The organism is Hyphomicrobium album (genome assembly GCF_009708035.1).
Taxonomy (GTDB): Bacteria; Pseudomonadota; Alphaproteobacteria; order Rhizobiales; family Hyphomicrobiaceae; genus Hyphomicrobium_A; species Hyphomicrobium_A album.
This window is the reverse complement of the sequence record NZ_WMBQ01000002.1, coordinates 915,411-932,628: the sequence shown is the minus strand read 5'-3', so window position 1 is coordinate 932,628 and position 17,218 is coordinate 915,411. Positions and strand designations below refer to the sequence as shown.

19 protein-coding genes and 1 pseudogene are annotated in these 17,218 nt (G+C 66.1%); 10 read left to right on the top strand and 10 right to left on the bottom strand.

Annotated elements, in window-relative coordinates:
- Positions 1-17 precede the first annotated feature (17 nt).
- Both GIW81_RS16695 and GIW81_RS16690 read left to right on the top strand, forming a co-directional pair.
- Complete coding sequence (locus GIW81_RS16695) at positions 18-473, top strand: FKBP-type peptidyl-prolyl cis-trans isomerase (RefSeq protein WP_154740458.1); 456 nt, start codon at positions 18-20, stop codon at positions 471-473.
- A gap of 100 nt (positions 474-573) precedes the next feature.
- Positions 574-834 carry a hypothetical protein gene (locus GIW81_RS16690; protein ID WP_154740457.1) on the top strand — a complete coding sequence of 87 codons (261 nt, stop codon included), beginning with the start codon at positions 574-576 and terminating at the stop codon, positions 832-834.
- 11 nt (positions 835-845) lie between these two features.
- On the opposite strand, the gene GIW81_RS16685 is transcribed toward GIW81_RS16690, so the two are convergent.
- Positions 846-1,139 carry a hypothetical protein gene (locus GIW81_RS16685; RefSeq protein WP_154740456.1) on the bottom strand — a complete coding sequence of 98 codons (294 nt, stop codon included), beginning with the start codon at positions 1,137-1,139 and terminating at the stop codon, positions 846-848.
- Positions 1,140-1,262: 123 nt separating this feature from the next.
- On the bottom strand, positions 1,263-1,889 hold the full coding sequence (locus tag GIW81_RS16680; RefSeq protein WP_154740455.1) for a hypothetical protein: 627 nt from the start codon (positions 1,887-1,889) through the stop codon (positions 1,263-1,265).
- A 338-nt stretch (positions 1,890-2,227) separates the two neighbouring features.
- Here GIW81_RS16680 and GIW81_RS16675 point away from each other — a divergent pair, with 338 nt between their 5' ends.
- Together GIW81_RS16675 and scpA are read left to right on the top strand one after the other, a co-directional pair.
- Complete coding sequence (locus tag GIW81_RS16675) at positions 2,228-2,635, top strand: nuclear transport factor 2 family protein (RefSeq protein ID WP_154740454.1); 408 nt, start codon at positions 2,228-2,230, stop codon at positions 2,633-2,635.
- A gap of 208 nt (positions 2,636-2,843) precedes the next feature.
- On the top strand, positions 2,844-5,015 hold the full coding sequence (gene scpA / locus GIW81_RS16670) for a methylmalonyl-CoA mutase (RefSeq protein WP_154740453.1): 2,172 nt from the start codon (positions 2,844-2,846) through the stop codon (positions 5,013-5,015).
- Between the two features lie 49 nt (positions 5,016-5,064).
- Here the strand turns inward: scpA and GIW81_RS16665 are convergent, their stop codons facing one another.
- Positions 5,065-5,514: a DUF3828 domain-containing protein gene (locus GIW81_RS16665; RefSeq protein ID WP_195930613.1), complete on the bottom strand. Its 450-nt coding sequence runs from the start codon at positions 5,512-5,514 to the stop codon at positions 5,065-5,067.
- A 239-nt stretch (positions 5,515-5,753) separates the two neighbouring features.
- On the opposite strand from GIW81_RS16665, the gene GIW81_RS16660 reads away from it, so the two are divergent.
- The 3 genes from GIW81_RS16660 (at position 5,754) to GIW81_RS16650 (ending at position 7,810) form a co-directional block, all read left to right on the top strand.
- Positions 5,754-6,008, top strand: a complete 255-nt coding sequence (locus GIW81_RS16660) for a hypothetical protein (RefSeq protein WP_154740451.1) — start codon at positions 5,754-5,756, stop codon at positions 6,006-6,008.
- Positions 6,009-6,165: 157 nt separating this feature from the next.
- The gene (locus GIW81_RS16655) at positions 6,166-6,702 is read left to right on the top strand and encodes a hypothetical protein (RefSeq protein ID WP_154740450.1); all 537 of its coding nucleotides are present in this window, start codon (positions 6,166-6,168) and stop codon (positions 6,700-6,702) included.
- A 139-nt stretch (positions 6,703-6,841) separates the two neighbouring features.
- Positions 6,842-7,810 (top strand): magnesium transporter CorA family protein, encoded by a 969-nt coding sequence (locus GIW81_RS16650; protein ID WP_229309378.1) that lies wholly within the window; start codon positions 6,842-6,844, stop codon positions 7,808-7,810.
- Here GIW81_RS16650 and chrA read toward each other — a convergent pair.
- Entirely contained in the window at positions 7,807-9,117 is a 1,311-nt protein-coding gene (chrA, locus tag GIW81_RS16645) for a chromate efflux transporter (RefSeq protein WP_154740448.1), read from the bottom strand. The genes GIW81_RS16650 and chrA overlap by 4 nt on opposite strands.
- 888 nt (positions 9,118-10,005) lie before the next feature.
- On the opposite strand from chrA, the pseudogene GIW81_RS19140 reads away from it, so the two are divergent.
- Positions 10,006-10,290 (top strand): annotated as a pseudogene (locus GIW81_RS19140) (septal ring lytic transglycosylase RlpA family protein); the annotation flags it as partial.
- 83 nt (positions 10,291-10,373) lie between these two features.
- On the opposite strand, the gene GIW81_RS16635 reads toward GIW81_RS19140, so the two are convergent.
- Positions 10,374-10,538 (bottom strand): hypothetical protein, encoded by a 165-nt coding sequence (locus GIW81_RS16635; protein WP_154740446.1) that lies wholly within the window; start codon positions 10,536-10,538, stop codon positions 10,374-10,376.
- A gap of 296 nt (positions 10,539-10,834) precedes the next feature.
- Here GIW81_RS16635 and GIW81_RS16630 point away from each other — a divergent pair, with 296 nt between their 5' ends.
- On the top strand, positions 10,835-11,554 hold the full coding sequence (locus GIW81_RS16630; RefSeq protein ID WP_229309377.1) for a helix-turn-helix domain-containing protein: 720 nt from the start codon (positions 10,835-10,837) through the stop codon (positions 11,552-11,554).
- A 54-nt stretch (positions 11,555-11,608) separates the two neighbouring features.
- On the opposite strand, the gene GIW81_RS16625 is transcribed toward GIW81_RS16630, so the two are convergent.
- The 5 genes from GIW81_RS16625 to GIW81_RS16605 all read right to left on the bottom strand — a co-directional run bounded on the left by GIW81_RS16625 (position 11,609) and on the right by GIW81_RS16605 (position 16,500).
- Positions 11,609-12,682 carry an ABC transporter ATP-binding protein gene (locus tag GIW81_RS16625; RefSeq protein ID WP_154740444.1) on the bottom strand — a complete coding sequence of 358 codons (1,074 nt, stop codon included), beginning with the start codon at positions 12,680-12,682 and terminating at the stop codon, positions 11,609-11,611.
- Positions 12,672-13,346, bottom strand: a complete 675-nt coding sequence (gene modB, locus GIW81_RS16620; protein ID WP_154740443.1) for a molybdate ABC transporter permease subunit — start codon at positions 13,344-13,346, stop codon at positions 12,672-12,674. The genes GIW81_RS16625 and modB overlap by 11 nt, the downstream gene beginning before the upstream one ends.
- A gap of 12 nt (positions 13,347-13,358) precedes the next feature.
- On the bottom strand, positions 13,359-14,156 hold the full coding sequence (gene modA / locus GIW81_RS16615) for a molybdate ABC transporter substrate-binding protein (RefSeq protein WP_154740442.1): 798 nt from the start codon (positions 14,154-14,156) through the stop codon (positions 13,359-13,361).
- A gap of 65 nt (positions 14,157-14,221) precedes the next feature.
- On the bottom strand, positions 14,222-15,322 hold the full coding sequence (locus tag GIW81_RS16610) for a patatin-like phospholipase family protein (RefSeq protein ID WP_154740441.1): 1,101 nt from the start codon (positions 15,320-15,322) through the stop codon (positions 14,222-14,224).
- Positions 15,323-15,564: 242 nt separating this feature from the next.
- The gene (locus tag GIW81_RS16605) at positions 15,565-16,500 is read right to left on the bottom strand and encodes a metallophosphoesterase family protein (RefSeq protein ID WP_154740440.1); all 936 of its coding nucleotides are present in this window, start codon (positions 16,498-16,500) and stop codon (positions 15,565-15,567) included.
- A gap of 141 nt (positions 16,501-16,641) precedes the next feature.
- Here GIW81_RS16605 and GIW81_RS16600 point away from each other — a divergent pair, with 141 nt between their 5' ends.
- Positions 16,642-17,103, top strand: coding sequence for an NUDIX domain-containing protein (locus tag GIW81_RS16600; RefSeq protein WP_154740439.1), 462 nt, complete (start codon positions 16,642-16,644; stop codon positions 17,101-17,103).
- Positions 17,104-17,218 lie beyond the last annotated feature (115 nt).

Sequence of the window (17,218 nt, the reverse complement as noted above, 5' to 3'; positions counted from 1 at the left end):
AACATCGGAGGAATCGTATGGTCGCTTTCTCGCGCCGGGGAGCCGTTGCGGCCCTCGCGCTCATTGCCTCGCTCGGCGTCCTGCCGCACGCCGCTCCCCCCGCCCTTGCACAAGAAGGAAAGCCGATGACGACATCCTCCGGCCTCACCATCGCCGATACCAAGGTCGGCACGGGTGCCGAGGCCAAGCCGGGCAACAACTGCGTGATGCACTACACGGGCTGGCTGTACGAGAACGGCGCCAAGGGCACGAAGTTCGACTCATCGCTCGACCGCGGCGAGCCCTTCGAGTTCCCGCTCGGCGCCGGCCGCGTCATCAAGGGCTGGGACGAAGGCGTTGCCGGCATGAAGGTCGGCGGCAAGCGCACGCTGATCATCCCGCCGCAGCTCGGCTACGGCGCGCGCGGCGCCGGCGGCGTCATCCCGCCGAACGCAACGCTGCTGTTCGACGTCGAGCTGCTCGACGTTAAGTAAGCTGCCGGCGGGCATGGCGCATGGCGCTGTGCCCGCCGTGACAGCACCGCATCGCGAGTCGGACTAGCGGAAGGGCCTTAGCCACATAGAGAGGCCCATCATGTCCCGCATTATCGACTGGATCGATCGCGACAACGCCCGTACCGACGCCATCCTCGCCAGCCGGCCGACTTCTTGGCTCGTTCTGCGCGCGCTATTCGGTGTGGCCCTGACGGCGAAAGGCGTCGCGCTTGCCATGCACGCGACCACCGGCTGGCATTACGCGGTCGCCCCGCTGCTGTTCGCAGGTGGCATCATGTTCGCGTTCGAGAGCGTCAAAATACTCGTCGCGCGCGTCGAATCGCGCACGAGCGGCGGCTGACCTAGTCAACCCTACTTCAGCGGACCGGTGTCGCAGTTGTCGCCACAGCCGATGGGATAGCCCCAGGCCGGATAGTAGGGCGGCTGGTTGTAGTACGGCCGCGGACGGCGCATCTCGGCCGCCGGGCGCCAGTCTCCCGAGTTGTAGTACGGATAGTAGCGCGGCGGCTCGTAGACATAGGGGTAGCGGTCCGGCGCGTCGGGATCCTTGTCCCGCCAGAACCAGCCCGCCGTCGCCGGCGCGTGCATGTACAGACCGGCCGTCAAAGCCAGACCGATGGCAGCGAACGCTGTCTTCAATTGCATGTGGCACCCCTTACCGGGCTCAAGGTAGGCGATTCATCACCTCACCGACAATGACCGGCGGGACGCACCCCCCTGCCAAAATGGGGACCGCCAATAGCAAAGTGATATCAGCAGTTTGACATCTCACAGGATGATCAGGGCGGCGATGACCAAGATGCCGGCCAGGATCGCCACGGGCTCAGCGAGGTTGGCGAGCGCTCCGGCGATCAGCGCCTCCTGACTTAGACCCTCGCGCTCGATGGCCAGCAGCGCACGGTCGCGGGCATCGAGCTCGTCCATCACCGCCCGGGCGTGCGCGGCGGTGCACACACCGGCAAAGTGCGGGCGCAGGGGTATGAAGACGTAGCGCGTGCCCTTCAGTGCGGTGTCGAGATCGAAGCCGGCATCGCACGCGGCCTCCCGAATATCCCTTTGCAGCGCCGGCGAGGGGATATGCCGGTGATGCACGGTTACGAAGGCCCGATAGAGCTCGATGAACGACGGCTTGTCAGTGCGGGCGATGTCCGCCGCCACTCGGTCACAGCCGCCGCTCCAAAGCGCCGATTCCGGATCCTGCTCGCACGTCATGCGCGCCGCATAGCCGGCAGGAAGATCGTGACGTCCCTGGCGGTCACTCAGCTCGATTGCGACGGCGACGGCGCCGAAGGCGAGCACCGCACCGACGAGCAGCCGCCAGTTTTTGCGCACCTCCGACGCAAGGCGCGCGGCCAGCATGGTGGCATCGTACTTTTGGCGGTCCCCGCCCGTCATTCTTCGCCCTCTCCGGCCGCCAGTCCTAGCGCAGGTGCCTTGCGCCCGTCGACAAACTGCACGCAACACTTGGATTTGAAGGGAAGAATTCGGTTTTGCCAGGACTGCTGCGGAGAACCACCGCGCGTCAGATCATATATGACGGACATCCGTCGCTTTTTGCTGTTCATCGTTCAACAAATAGGGCATTGAAAGCCGCTGTATGCTGACAATCGGATGACCGACAGGCGCACGCGCATTTCCGCACGGCAGGTCGGTTGAATCCGTCAATCTGAAATTTGGGGAGGGTGTCGCTAGACACGCCCGGTTGCTCCGACGCGTGTCGCGGCGCCAAGTTAATGGACACCGCAGCACTGCTGGCATTCTATCGATGTTATCGCGAGAGGCGCCTCGCCGAGGCCGTCGCGCTGTTCAGCGACGACTTCCAGTTCAAGACACACCTGCCCAACGACCCGGTCGATCCGACGCGCCCGCGCAGCCGGGCGGAGTTCACGCTGATCTGCCACAAATTTCTTGAAGCCTACGACATCGTCGTCTTCGAGCCGGGAGAGTTCGTTTACGACGGCGAGTTCGCCTACACGCAGGCGCAGGGGGTCTTCCACCACAAGCAAACCGGCAAGGTGCTCGAAACGACCTTCCAGCACCGGTGGCGCGTGGCCAACGGCAGAGTGCTCGAGCTGGTTCAGGAGCTCCGCCTCGGGGAAATCCAAGCTTTCCTCGACAGCGTCAAGCCGAGCTCCGCCTAGCGGTACCACCGACGCCTCACGCCGACCTGGCGGGCTCCCGCGGCGATGGGGATAGCGTTAAGGCCGTTGGCCTCCCGGACAAAATTGCGCAAACTGCCCAACCACGGCGACGCTGCGCCCCGGGGCGAAGAGGTGCGGCTCTGCTATGTTGATGGTAACGAACGACAACTAAACGTTCGCCACACCCAGGAAAGATGCAAGGCGAAGGATGACTGGCCTCCCCGACTTCACGCAAGTTGCCCTCGATAGCGGCGTGGCTGCCGCGGCTGCTCCAGCCGCCGCCAGCGATGCGGTCGCGTGGGAGGCGCCGGAAGGCATCGCCATCAAGCCGGTCTATACCGCCGCCGACACTGCCGGGCTGGACTTCCTCGACACGTTCCCCGGCATCCCGCCCTACCTGCGCGGCCCCTACCCGGCGATGTACGCGCTGCAGCCGTGGACGGTGCGCCAGTACGCCGGCTTCTCGACGGCCGAGGACAGCAACGCCTTCTACCGACGCAACATCGCCGCCGGCCAGAAGGGACTGTCGGTCGCCTTCGATCTCGCCACCCACCGCGGGTACGACAGCGATCACCCGCGGGTGCGCGGCGACGTAGGCATGGCCGGCGTCGCGATCGATTCCATCTACGACATGCGCACGCTGTTCTCGGGCATCCCGCTCGAGCAGATGTCCGTATCGATGACGATGAACGGCGCGGTGCTCCCGGTACTCGCGCTGTTCATAGTTGCGGGCGAGGAGCAAGGCGTGCCGCCGGAGAAGCTCTCCGGCACGATCCAGAACGACATCCTCAAAGAGTTCATGGTGCGGAACACCTACATTTATCCGCCCGAACCTTCGATGCGCATCGTCTCGGACATCTTCGGCTACACGTCGAAGCACATGCCGAAGTTCAACTCGATCTCGATCTCCGGCTACCACATGCAGGAAGCCGGTGCGACCGCCGACCTTGAGCTCGGCTACACGCTGGCCGACGGCATCGAATATGCGCGCGCCGGCGTCGCCGCCGGCCTCGGCATCGACGCCTTCGCGCCGCGCCTGTCGTTCTTCTGGGCGATCGGCATGAACTTCTACATGGAGATCGCCAAGATGCGCGCCGCGCGTCTGCTTTGGGCGAAGCTCCTGCACGAGGAGTTCAAGGCGAACGAGCGCTCGCTCAGCTTGCGCACGCACTGCCAGACGTCGGGCTGGTCGCTCACGGCGCAGGACGTGTTCAACAACGTGACGCGCACGTGCGTGGAGGCGATGGCGGCGACGCAGGGTCATACCCAATCGCTGCACACGAACGCGCTCGACGAGGCCATCGCACTGCCGACTGACTTCTCCGCCCGCATCGCCCGCAACACGCAACTTGTGTTGCAGCAGGAGACCGGCACCTGCCGCGTCATCGACCCGTGGGGCGGCAGCTACTACATCGAGCGCCTCACCTACGACCTCGCCCGCAAGGCCCTGGCCCACATCGAGGAGGTCGAGCGGCTCGGTGGCATGGCGAAGGCGATCGCCGCCGGCATTCCGAAGATGCGCATCGAGGAGGCGGCCGCCCGCACGCAGGCCCGCATCGACAGCGGCCGGCAGACGATCGTCGGCGTCAACAAGTATCGCGTCGACGACGAGGCGACGATCGACATTCTCAAGGTCGACAACAAGTCGGTGCGCGAGCAGCAGATTGCCAAGCTGCAGCGGCTGCGCGGCGAGCGCGACGAGAAGGTCACCCAGGCGGCACTCGCGGCGCTGACCGAAGGGGCGCGCGGAAACGGCAACCTGCTGGAGCTGGCCGTCAAGGCGGCCCGCGCCAAGGCGAGCGTCGGCGAGATTTCCGACGCCATGGAGAAGATTTATGGCCGCCACCGCGCCGAGATCCGCGCCATTTCCGGCGTCTACCGGTCGGAGGCCGGCAGCATGAACAAGGACGTCGCCAAAGTTCTGCAATTGGTCGAAGCGTTCGACAAGAACGAGGGACGCCGCCCGCGCATCCTCATCGCCAAGATGGGCCAGGACGGACACGACCGCGGCCAGAAGGTGATCGCATCGGCATTCGCCGACCTCGGCTTCGACGTCGATATCGGGCCGCTGTTTGCAACGCCCGACGAGGCCGCCCGCCAGGCGGTCGAGAACGACGTGCACATCATCGGCGTGTCCTCGCTCGCCGCGGGACACATGACGCTCGTTCCGGATTTGAAGCAGGCACTGGAAAAGGAAGGCCGCGGCGACATCATGGTCGTCGTCGGCGGCGTCATCCCGCCGTCCGACTATCCGGCGCTGTTCGAGGCGGGCGCGGAAGCCGTGTTCGGTCCGGGGACCAACATTCCCGAGGCTGCATCCGATCTCATCAACAAGCTCAACGTCAAGCTCGGCCACGCCGGGAAGGCCGCGGCAGAGTAGGATCACTCTGGTCGTCGTTGCACCCGCGAGCGCCGACCGTGCTCGCGGCCTATTTCATGTCGAGGCCCGACCGCAGCGAGAAATCGTCGTTGGGGTAGATGACGTCGTCGATCAGCCAGCGCTCGCCCGACTTCTTCAAATGATACTCGACGGCGATCTCGTCGCCGTACTGGGTGAACGTAACCCGGATGACGCCATTCGCGTCGCCGGCCTGCTTCACCTCGCTCTTGATCGTCTTGCGGATCTGCTCGTAGTCGGGATCTTGCGAGTAGGTGAAGATGTCGAAGTCGATGCCCTCCGCATCGTCCGACTCGCCCGGACTAGACAGCTTGGACGCCACCTCCTTCACGAAGTTGTCGTTGATGAAGGAGGCATGGTCGGATGTCTGCGTGGCGCCGACGATCGACTTGGCCATTTCGTCGAGACCTGCCGCGGCCCAACACGTGGCTGTCAAACCGATTGCGACAGCCATACCGATCAGGTTCCGCCGGACCGCCATCTGCATCTCCCTCGCCATGCCCGCGACGCTACGCTTCGCCCCCGAGCATAGGCCGGGGATGCGGATTTCGACACGCGCTAAATCCAATTGTAGGTTGCGGGGCGCAAGCGCCACGGCCGCGGGCGGCAACTTAGACCCACGTAAATGGTTGTGCAGGCAATATCCTATTTCCCATCTCGCACATTGGCGGGAGGACGGCGATACTGCCCCGACGCCGAGACCAATCGGAAGGAGAGACGATGACCGACCGGATCGAGCAGGGCTTCATGGCATTCCTCGCCGAGGGCAAGGAAGGCATCGCCGCGGTGCGCGAGGTCTCCCCCGAGCACATCGTCCTTTACGTGGAAAACGGCGGCGAGTTCACCGTCCCCCGCGCGGCTGTGCGCAAGGTGCACGACAGCAAAGTCATCCTCGACCCCGGCAAGCTCGACAAGGCGCTCCTCCGCGCCGTCGGCCACGCCCACGACAGCGAGGACCCCAAGCTGGTCGGCTGACGTCCCCCAAAATTTGGGGTCCCGGCTCCCCGTCATGTGCTTTGCGGAACAGCCCTAGGTCGGCCTATACTGCATACCGGTTCCAATCTGGCGGGCGGAGCTACCCGGGCAACGATGCCCGAGTGCGCACATTCCCGCACTTCGATCGGGACAACGGATGCTACGCACGCTCTTTTCGATTCTCGGCGTCATGTTCGCTGCGCTGCTCGTGTTCAGCGCGAGCTTCCTCGGCAACGTCGCCGCCGACCTCGACCGCCGCAGCGCCGACTACGAGGCGCTCGCCGTCGACGTGACGCGCGAGCTGGCGCGCACTTGGAAGCTGGCGGACATCCGCGAGCACTACGTCGCTGACGCGCGCGACGAACTGCTGCCGGTCTTCGATGCCGACCTCGGCGATCTCAAACCCCTCGGGCCCCTGCTCCACACCGACAACGTGCGCATCGAAACGCGGTGGTCGCGCGATTTGTGGCAGAACGTGACATCAGCCGGCGGAGCTGCCGAGCGTATCTCCGACCTGATCAATCGCGCCGTGAAGGTCTCCTTCGTCGGCAAGTTCGCGGGTGGCGTCGCCGATGTCACCGCCGAGCTCAAGCGCGAGGGCGGCCGCATGAAGCTGTGGCGGCTGCGCATCGAGAGCCGGGAAAAGCCGAAGCCGGAGGACTCCCCGGGCCGGCGTGTGATCAGCCACGCGTAGCCTCCGCGCCCGCCCACAACCATTCCGGCCCGATCCCAACGACCATCGGCCGCCCAGCACCGCAGCTTATGCGGTTGCGCCCTGCATGGCGCGGGCGTAGGAAGCCCCCAGAAATATAGGTCGCAGGGGCCTGCGCATGATGACGATCTACGACTCGAACGGCAAAGGGCTGACGGTGCATGAGCCGGGCACGCCGCTGACCGGCAATTCTGTCTGGATCGACCTGTTGCAGCCGACCGCCGAGGAGGACAAGTTCGCCGAGGATGCGCTGGCGATCGACATCCCATCGCGCGCTGAGATGCGCGAGATCGAGCCGTCCAACCGTTTCTATCAGGAGCGCGGCGCCTACTTCATGACGGCGTCGATCGTCTACAACGTCGAGGCGCCGGTGCCGCAATCGACCGCGGTCACGTTCATTCTCGCCGGCGACCGGCTGGTGACGGTGCGCTACGCCGAGCCGAAGGCCTTCCCGCTCTATTTGCAGCGCGTCGAGAAGGGAGACGCCGCGTGCACGACCGGCGCCTCGATCATGACCGGCTTGATCGATGCCGTCGTACATCGCATGGCCGACCTCATCGAGCGCATCCAGGACGAGGTCGAGCGCCTCGCGCAGTCGGTTTTCGATTTGCGCGGAGGGCAGCAGACGCGCAACCGTCGCCTCGATGTCCAGTTGAGGCGCATCGGCAAGGCCGGCGATATCACCGCGCGTGCCGAGGACAGCGCGGCGTCGATGAACCGCCTCCTGCTCTATTTCGTGCAGGCGACGCAGGACCGCGAAGACGACCCGCGCATCCGCCAGCGCATCAAGGCCGCACAGCGCGACATCAACACGCTGCTCGATCACACAAAGTTTCTGTCGCAGCGCATCAGCTTTATTCTCGATGCGACGCTCGGCATGATCTCCAACGAGCAGAACCAGATCATCAAGCTGTTCTCGGTGATGGCCGTTATCTTGCTGCCGCCGACGCTCGTTGCCTCGGTGTACGGCATGAACTTCAAACACATGCCCGAGCTGGAATGGACCTACGGTTACCCTTGGGCTCTCGGCCTCATGGCAATCTGCGCCGTCGTCCCCATCATCTATTTCCGCCGCAAGGGCTGGTTCTAGGACGCCAAGCGCAGCCACAGCAGCGACGCCGCCCCGCAGACGGCGAGCGTGGTGGCGATGCCGGCGCGCAGGACGAACACCAGCACCAGCGCCAGCCCCGTGAGTGCCAAGGCGACGACGTCGAGCGATGCGGGATCGGGCACGTAGAGCCGCAATGGGCCGACGTGACGCTCGTCGATGTGCGCGAAGAGCACGTGCAGCGTGAACCACAAAGACAGGTTGGCGATGACGCCGACGACGGCGGCGGTGACGGTACGCAGCGCCGACGCGAGACGCGGCGCGTGCGTCAGGCGCTCCACGTACGGCGCGCCGACGAAGATCCACAGGAAGCACGGCGCGAAGGTTGCCCATAGCGTCACGAGGGCGCCGAGCAGCCCCATGCCCACGCCACCGGCGCGCAAGGCAGCCATGTAGCCGACGAACTCGGTGACGAGGATCAACGGGCCGTTGGTCGTCTCGGCCAGGCCAAGACCGTCGAGCATCTCACCCGCCGTCAGCCACCTGTAGTGATCGACGGCCGCCTGCGCCATGTAGGCGAGCACCGCGTAGGCGCCGCCGAAGGTGACCACCGCAAGCTTGGAGAAGAAGAACGCGAGCTGCGCCAACACATGCCCGGTCCCAAACACGGCGGCGACCGCGAACAGCGGCACGAGCCACACGGCGAGCCAGATGCAAAGCGTGCGCAGCGTCTGTGCGAGCGGCACGGCAACGGGCGGCGGCGCATCGGGCTCCGCGACTTCGCGCGTGCCCAGCAGATAGCCCGCCGCCGCCGCCGCCGCGATCACCAGCGGGAAGGGCAGATCGAGGAAATAGATGGCGACGAACGCCGCCGCCGCCGTCGCCCAGTCGAGGCGCCCCTTGATGGCGCGATTGGCAACGCGCAGGAGAGCCTGCAGCACGATGGCGAGCACCGCCGCCTTCACGCCCACGAACACCGCGGCAACGGTGGGCGTGCTCCCGTAGGCGCCGTAGAGCATCGACAAAGCCAGCACCAGAAGGGCGCCGGGCACGACGAACAGCAGCCCCGCGGCGAGGCCGCCGCGCACGCCGTGCAGCCGCCAGCCCGAGTAGGTGGCGAGCTGCATCGCCTCGGGGCCGGGGAGCAGCATGCAAAAGCTGAGCGCCGACAGGAAGCGCCGCTCGTCGAGCCAGCGATGCTCGTCGACGAGCACGCGGTGCATCAGCGCGATCTGCGCGGCGGGGCCGCCAAACGACAGGAGACCTATCCTGCCGAACACGGAGATGAGCTTGGAAAAGGAAGGTGCGGTGGACGCGTGCGTCGCTTCCGCGGTACTCGAAGGTTCCATGCGTGCCTCCAAAGGCGTTGGAGACGGCGCTTGGACACGAGGTCTAACGGGGCGGCCGATCATGCCCCGATCCAATCCTACGCGCACCACACGCGCGCGACAACGCGAACCTGTGCATTGGGGCCCTTCATCTGCGACCCGCCGTCGCGCCTCGCGACCGACGCGAGAGCGCTAACTCCTTTGCCCATCGTCATTCCTTCGATTGTTGCGCAATTGCCTCTCAAATTGAAGCATTGACCGCCACAATTACCGGTGGTCCGTAGCGCCTACCAGAACGGGGGACACCCCAATCACTCTTGAAGGCGGCTGAACGGGTTCTGGTGTTCGGCTCAGGAATTATCACTGCGCAGGAAGATCCCCTCCCACCCAATCGCGCGCCGCTGAACGAGCGCGCCTCCAGCCGCCCTCGAGCGCGCTGGTCCGGGGATCGAGCAGCATCCGAGCATCGCCGCCGACAACGAGGAGTACGAAATGCGGACTATCATTCTCTCCGCCATTGCCGCCGTGGCTGCGGGCGCGCTGCTGGCCGGCCCGGCAAGTGCGGAGAACGCGCCGTGGCAGTGCATGAGCCCGGCGTTCGCGTGCGGCGGCGCGCCTGCCGCCAAGACCTACCGTGACCGCGACGGCTATGCGGGCGAGCGCACCTATCGCCGCCAGGCGACGTCCAAGCGCTCGCGCAACCGCGTCGCCAAGACCGATGAGGTCGAGGTCAAGAAGCAGAAGGTTGCCCGCACCGAGGCTGCCGAGAAGCCGCAGGCGAAGGTCGATCTGCCGGAGCGCAAGCAGGCCGCCGAGAAGCCGGCGACAGCTGAAAACTCGAAGATCGCTGTGCGCGAGGTCGAGACCAAGGTCGAGACCGAGGGCAACCTTCGCGTGACCTCGACGCAGAGCGGCATCGCCTCCTTCTACGGCTACGGCGCCGGCTCGCAGACCGCGTCGGGTCAGCGTTTCAATCCGAACGCCATGACCGCCGCGCACCGCACGCTGCCGTTCGGCACCAAGGTGCGCGTCACCAACAAGCGCAACGGTAAGACGGTGGTCGTCACCATCAACGATCGCGGTCCGTTCATTCGCGGCCGCGTCATCGACCTGTCGACGGCTGCCGCCGGTGTCATCGGCATGAAGTCGTCGGGCCTCGCGCCGGTGACGGTCGAGCGCATCGCCAAGAACTAAGCTCGCGCGCGAACTGAAACGAAAAGGCGGCGGATGCCTCGTGCATCCGCCGCCTTTTTTCTATGAGCGAGCGGGCGAACCGCTCAGCCCATGATGAGGCTCTGCAGGGTGTCGAAATCGGGGAGGTAGTTGGCGACGCTGAGTTCGGGCACCGCCACCAGCAGCATGGCGCCAATCACGACTACGGCCCCGCCGAAGGCGACGAAGAGGGCCGCCGACGGGCCGGCAATGCTGCGGGGTTCGCTCATATTCATGCTCGGGGCCTTCATGGCAGGAGCTCCTCATCACGGTGGTGCGGCCGCGCCGCACCCTGGGCAAGTTCCACCTCGACAGTGCCCGCATCGTGCTGGAAAGACACGACGCCCAACCCCCAACTTCCAGGAAACGTCGCTAGCGCGTAGTTCCGTTTGCCCAGAGAGGAGAATTGCCGGTAAATTCCGGCAAATTGCGTTCGCAATGGCGTCCACTCCGAGGCAGCCCGTCCATGAAGGCCACCGTGTCGAGATCAGCGCGCGAATCCGCGGTTGCCCAGATCAAGACCGCAATGATCGAAAAAAAGCTTACCCAGGCTGAACTTGCGGACGCGTCCGACTGCCACGAGAAGACCATCCAGAACCTGCTCGGCGGGCGCTCGGTCCGGGATCAGACCTTGTTCGACGTCTGCATGGTGCTGGGGCTCGACTTCGACAAACTGAAGGGCGCCTGGACCGGCGCCAATGCCTCGGTCGCGGCCCCTCCCGAGTTGCATGGCGAAAACGGCGGCGTGGTCGCGCCGCTCTACATGGGCGCCTACACGCGCGGCGCCGTCGACCACTACATCGGCAGCTACCTGACGCTGCGCTCGTCGTTCTCGCGCCCCGGCTGCATCGTCGCCTACCGCACCGACGTGACCTGGGATCCCGACTGGCCGAGCCTGTTGTTCCAGGAGCGCGACCGGCTGGACGCGCCATATTCGCACCGCGGGCGGCTCTACGTTCCCGCCTCGTCGATGTTCATCCACCTCGTGTCGCTCACCAAGGGCGCGATGCGCATGATCGTCGTCTCGCAGGTCGACCGCTTCGGGGAGATGCGGGGCATCATCACCACCATCCACAAGCACGGCGCGGTGCTGGTGCCGGTGGCGACGCCGATCGTCTACGCCAAGTGCGAGGAGTTCGACGGCAACCTCGGCGACATCACCTCGGCGCATCCGCATTATGCGCGGTACAAGAAGATGCTCGAGGACACGATGGGCGACGGCTACGCGAAGCTCATCGAGCCCTAGCCCGCCGCCGCGACAATCGTGGCCTCCGCGAAGGAGCATCGGCGACGTGTCTGCTCAGTCTTCGCGCAGCAGATGCACGAGCGCCGGATCGATCTCTACCGAGAGCGCCGCTCCGCTCTGTAGGTGGCGCGCGACTGCTTCGCGCGATGGCAGGCGGAAGCGCAATTCCCCCGCGTCGAAGGCGAGCGTGACCGCCGTGAGGTCACCCAGCGATTGCACGTTCGTAAGCTTTCCGGCGACTGCGTTGGCTGAATTTGTAGTGCCGCCCCCGAGCGAAATGGCGTCGGGCGGAATGAGCACGGTGACGCGCTCGCCAATGGCGACGCCGTTGGTCGAGGCGACGGTAAGCGTCTGCGCTCCGCAGCGGATGCGTCCATGATCCTGCACCTGCGTCGGTATGAGGTTCGTATGCCCCATGAGACGCGCAACGCGAACGTTTCGGGGGCGCAGACGCACCTCGTCCGGCGTGCCGATCTGCAGCGTTGTTCCCCCGTGCAGCACGCAGATGCGGTCGGCGAGCGCCTGCGCCTCATCGAGGTCGTGGGTGACCAGCACCATCGGGATATCGAGCGAGCGGTGCAACGCCGCGAGCTCCTCCTTCAGCGCGTCGCGGGTGATGCGGTCGACGGCGGAGAACGGCTCGTCGAGCAGTAGCACCTTCGGATCGCGGGCGAGGGCGCGGGCAATCGCCACGCGTTGGCGCTGGCCGCCGGACAGCTCGTCGGGGCGGCGGGTGTCGAGACCCTGCAGATGCACGCGCGCCAAGAGTTCGGCGGCGCGGCGGCTGCGCTCCGGCTCCGGCAGCCGCAGCATGGCGAGGCGCACGTTGTCGCGGGCGGATAGATGCGGAAACAGCGCGTAGTCCTGGAAGACGAGACCGACGCTACGCGCCTGTGGCGGCAGGTCGATGCGGGCATCGGTGTCGAGCCACGTCTCGCTGGCAGCGACGACGCGACCTTCCTGCGGTCGATAGAGCCCGGCGATCGCGCGCAGCACCGTGCTCTTGCCGCTGCCCGACGGACCGATCAGCGCCAACAGCTCGCCGCGCCGGCAATCGAGGTTGACGTCGAGCGGGATGGGGCCGGCCTGGCGCAGCGCGACCGACAGCGCGGGGTTGTCAGAGGGCATGCGCGTCCGTCCGTCGGCGCCGCGCGAGCATGTGCACGATAGCGATGGCGATGAGCGAGAAGGCGAGCAGCACCGCCGACATCACGCCCGCCCGGTCGATGTGGAAGGCCTGCACCTGATCGTAGATGGCGATGGAGAGGACACGCGTCTCGCCGGGGATGCTGCCGCCGATCATCAGGATGACGCCGAATTCGCCCAGCGTGTGCGCGAACGTGAGCGCGATCGCCGAGACGAGGCCCGGCCAGGCGAGCGGCAGCTCGATGCGCCGCATCGTCTCCCAACGCGACAGGCCGCTGACGAACGCGGCCTCGCGTACGTTCGCCGGAATGGCCTCGAAGGCGCGCTGGATCGGCTGCACGGCGAACGGCAGGTTGATGATCAGCGACGCGATGAGGATGCCGGCGAAGTTGAACACCAGCGACGTGCCGAACACGCTCTTCAAGAGACTGCCGAGGCCCGACTGGGGCGAGAAGGCGACGAGCAGGTAGAAGCCGAGCACCGTCGGCGGCAGCACCAGCGGCAGCATGATGAGCGCCTCGACGGCGCTCTTGCCCGGCACCCGCCCCCAGGCGAGCGCGCGCGCGATGACGACGGCGAGCGGCAGCAACAGCACCACCGTCCAGCCCGCAAGCTGCAGCGAAAGTGCAAAGGCGGTCCAATCCATGCGCGCACTACTTCAGGACGTTGGCACCGCGAAGCCGCTCGCCTCTAGCACGGCGCGGCCCTTGGGTCCGCGCACGTAGTCGACGAATTCCTTGGCGGTGGGGCTGGCACTCTTGATCAGAGCCAGCCCGTGATCGATCGGCTCGTGCCAGGATTCCGGCACGATAGCGCTGGTGATCTTCGGTTCAATCTCTTTCGAAATGGCGAGCGACTTGGCGATGAAACCGATCTCGGCGGCACCGGTCGATACAAATGTAGCGGTCTGGCCGATGTTCTCGCCGACGACGAGCAGCGGCTGCACCTCATCCCACAGCCCGGCCTTCTGCAGGGATTCGCGAGCCGCTCGGCCGTAAGGCGCCGTTTCGGCATTGGCGATAGCCACGTGCTTCACCTTGCCGGCGGCGAGCGCTTGCTTGAGGCCGTTGAGGGCCGGATCGACGGCGACGGCCGAGCCCTTCGGGGTCGCAACGCTCAGCTGCCCGCGCGCGAAGACGACCGGCTCACCGTCCGTCAGTCCGCCCTTGGCGAGCTTCTTGACGCTCTCGTCGTCGGCGGCGAACAGGGCCTGAAACGGCGCGCTCGCCTCGATCTGATGCACGAGATTGCCGGTGGCGCCGTAGGTGATCTTGACGCTCTTGCCGGTGTCCTTCTCGAAGCCCTTGGCGATCTCGTCGATCGCATAGCGCAGGCTCGCGGCCGCGGCGATCGCCGGCGGTTCGTCTGCCCGCGCAACACCGTGCGTACCCGCCACCGTCAGCGCGAAAACGCAAATCGCAAAGCCGCGCATCAGCGCGCCGAGAGTAACGCTCATAAGATCCTCCGTGCCGTTTGCGGCGGCAGTTAATCAGCCACCCCGGTCACAGTCGAGCGTTATATTCAGTCGGGAATATCGCTACCGACGGCGGCTTTCGCTTTAGCGGAGGTGCGGTCGCGCTCAGCGCCCCTGCCGGTGTCGTGGGCGAGGAAGCGCTCCTTCAAATCGACGCTGGAGCGGCGGCCAATCGCCGAGCGATTGAGCGACAGCCACTTGTCGGCCTCGTCGCGGCCGGCGCTGAACAGGTAGTTCAGGAGCTGCCAATCGGGCTTCATGGTGCTGTCGGGGCTGAGCGCCCCGGTGTAGCGGCCCGCCTCGATCAGGTGGAAGCGGTGCGTTGCCAGACGGCTGTAGCGGCCGCGCGGACCGCCGATGCGCCCCTGCTGGCTTTCGCGCACCGTTTCGATCAATTCGATCTCGCGGATGAGCGGCGCGTTGAAGGTGAGCCGGTTGGCGTGCAGGGCGATCTCGCGCACGCCGGTCGGCACAGCGTGACGCACGAGCGAGCTGAGCTGCACGATGAGCGTGTCCTCGACCGGGCTCTCCATCGCCAGCGTCTTGATGTCGGGGTTGGACGAGAAGCCGCCGTCCCAGTAGGAGACGCCGTCGATCTCGACGGCATGATGCAGTGTAGGCAGGCAGGCGGAAGCCAAGACCGCCTCGACGGTGATTTCCTTGCGGCGGAAGATGCGCGCGCGCCCTGTCGCCACCTCCGTCGCAGCGATCAACAGCTCGATGGGAGAATTGTTGCGCAGCTTCTCGAAGTCGATGCTTTCCGAGAGCAGGCGGCGCAGGGGATCGAAGCCCAGCGGATTGAACTCATAGGGCGACCAGAGGCTCGCCATCTGCGCCAGATGCGGCGTGCGGCTGAGACCGTAGAGAAACGGGTTGAGGCGCAGAAGGTCGGGAACGCCGGCCTTATGCACGGCTTCCCAGACGCTGCGCAGCTTGTTGCGCGCCGACGTCTTGCCGCCCTCGCTGAAGCCCGAGGCGACAGCGACCGCGTTCACCGCGCCGGCGCTCGTCGCGCTCACCCAGTTGATCTCGAGCTCCTCGTCCTCGAGCAGCCGATCGAGCACGCCCCAGGTGAAGGCGCCGTGCGCGCCACCGCCTTGCAGCGCAAGATTGATACGAGCGTTACGCCGAAATAATCGCACTTGCATTCGCCCCGCCTACCTTGAGCGCTCCGCCAGCGCCCGTAGCCGTATATAGTGTCACGACGACCGCGGTATGGGGAGGAGCGTGTCGCGCATCACTCGACGCGCCAGCGTGGCTCCGGCGCCATAGATTTGAGCAAGGCCTGCGCGTCTTGCCGCACATGGATGAAAGTCTGGGCAGCCATTGGGCAATGGTGCGCGGCGAGGGCACGCACTGCGCGCGGCTGTGCGACAACAGAGCGCGCCGCTTACGTCACCAACCTGCGCGCCACCTGCACGATGGCGTTGTCGCGCGCATCGAGGCCGCGCGTCGTGCATTCGATGATCGCGCGCCCATCCTCGCTGCGCGTGATGCGCAGCAGGTTGTAGCGGCCGAGCGGCTCGTTCTTGTGCGCCCGCGCGACAGAGCCCGAGGCGACGCCGATGATCGGAATGCTCGAACCGCCCACCTCGGGGAGTCGCGCAAACACCATGTGGCTATCGACGTGGTTATGTCCGTGCAGCACGAGCTCGGCGCCATGCTCGGCGAGTATTTGTGACAGCGCGGAAGCATCGCGCAGCGCCCGGCGAGGCGGCGCTTGTCCGGGGAGCGGCGGATGATGGATCAGCACCACACGGATGAGGCCTTCGGCGGCGAGCTGCGGCAGCAAAGCGGCGAGCGCGGCGCGCTGGCGCGATCCGACCTTGCCGGCGGCGACGAACGGCGGCGTCTCGACCGCCGAATTGACGCCGATGAGCGCGACCGGACCGACGCGGCGCACGAACGGAAACTGCGCCGGGGCGCGCGGAGCGAATTTCTCCCCCCACGCGTCGGGCCGCATGTAATCCGCCCAGCGCGCGACGCCCGGATCATGGCGCAGCGACGTGTAGATGTCGTGGTTGCCCGGCACGACGGTCACGTGGTCGGGCGTCCCGATCTCGTGCAGCCAGGTCGTCGCCGCCTCATACTCGACGGGCAGACCGAGATTGATCAGATCGCCGGTGACCGCGATATGGTCGGGCTTGTGCGCAAGCATATCGGCGACGACGAGATCGAGCGCGGCGCGGTGGTGCGTATGGCGGCGCTGGCGCCGGTAGTTGATGTAGCCGAGGCTGCGCTTGAGATTGAGGTGGCGCAGCGCGACGCCCGACATCGGCGAAAGGTGCACATCCGACACGTGGGCAAGCGTAATCGTTTCGCTCATCGTAGGCTCGGTATGGGGCTCGTCGTTAACGGCGCTGCGTGCAGGATTGGGAGCGGAACCTAGCACGCGGCGCTGAGGAATTACCTACGGCCCCTAACGTCCGGGACGCGCTAAAGGTCGCGCTACGAAGGAGCGAAGAGTTTGTCCAGACCGCCGATCGTTGGCAAAGTCTTGCAGCGCTACTGGCGGCTGTCGCGCGGCTTGACGATGGGCGTGCAGGGCGCGGTTATCGACAAGGACGACCGCATCCTCCTCATCCGTCACACCTATCGTCCGGGCTGGCATTTCCCGGGCGGCGGTGTGGAGCGGATGGAGACCGTCGAGACGGCGCTCGCGCGCGAGCTCGACGAGGAGGCCTGCGTCGCCATGCGCGGCAAGCCGGAGCTGTTCGGCATCTACGCCAACTTCCGCCTGTTCCCCAACGACCACGTCGCCTTGTTCCTGGTGCGCGACTGGCAGCAAGTGAGAACGCCCGCCCCCACCTTCGAGATTGCCGAGCAGGGAATGTTCGCCCGCGATGCGCTGCCCGCCGACATCAATGCGCCAACCGCCCGCCGGATCGCCGAGATCTTCGACGGCGCACCGCGCGCCCACGACTGGTGACCCTGGACCACCTGTCGACCGCGTGCTACACGGCGCGCCATGACGAGACGGCTACGAGGCTCGGAATTGCGACGACGCGGCGCGGGTGCACCTGCCGCGCGTGCGTGAATTTCCG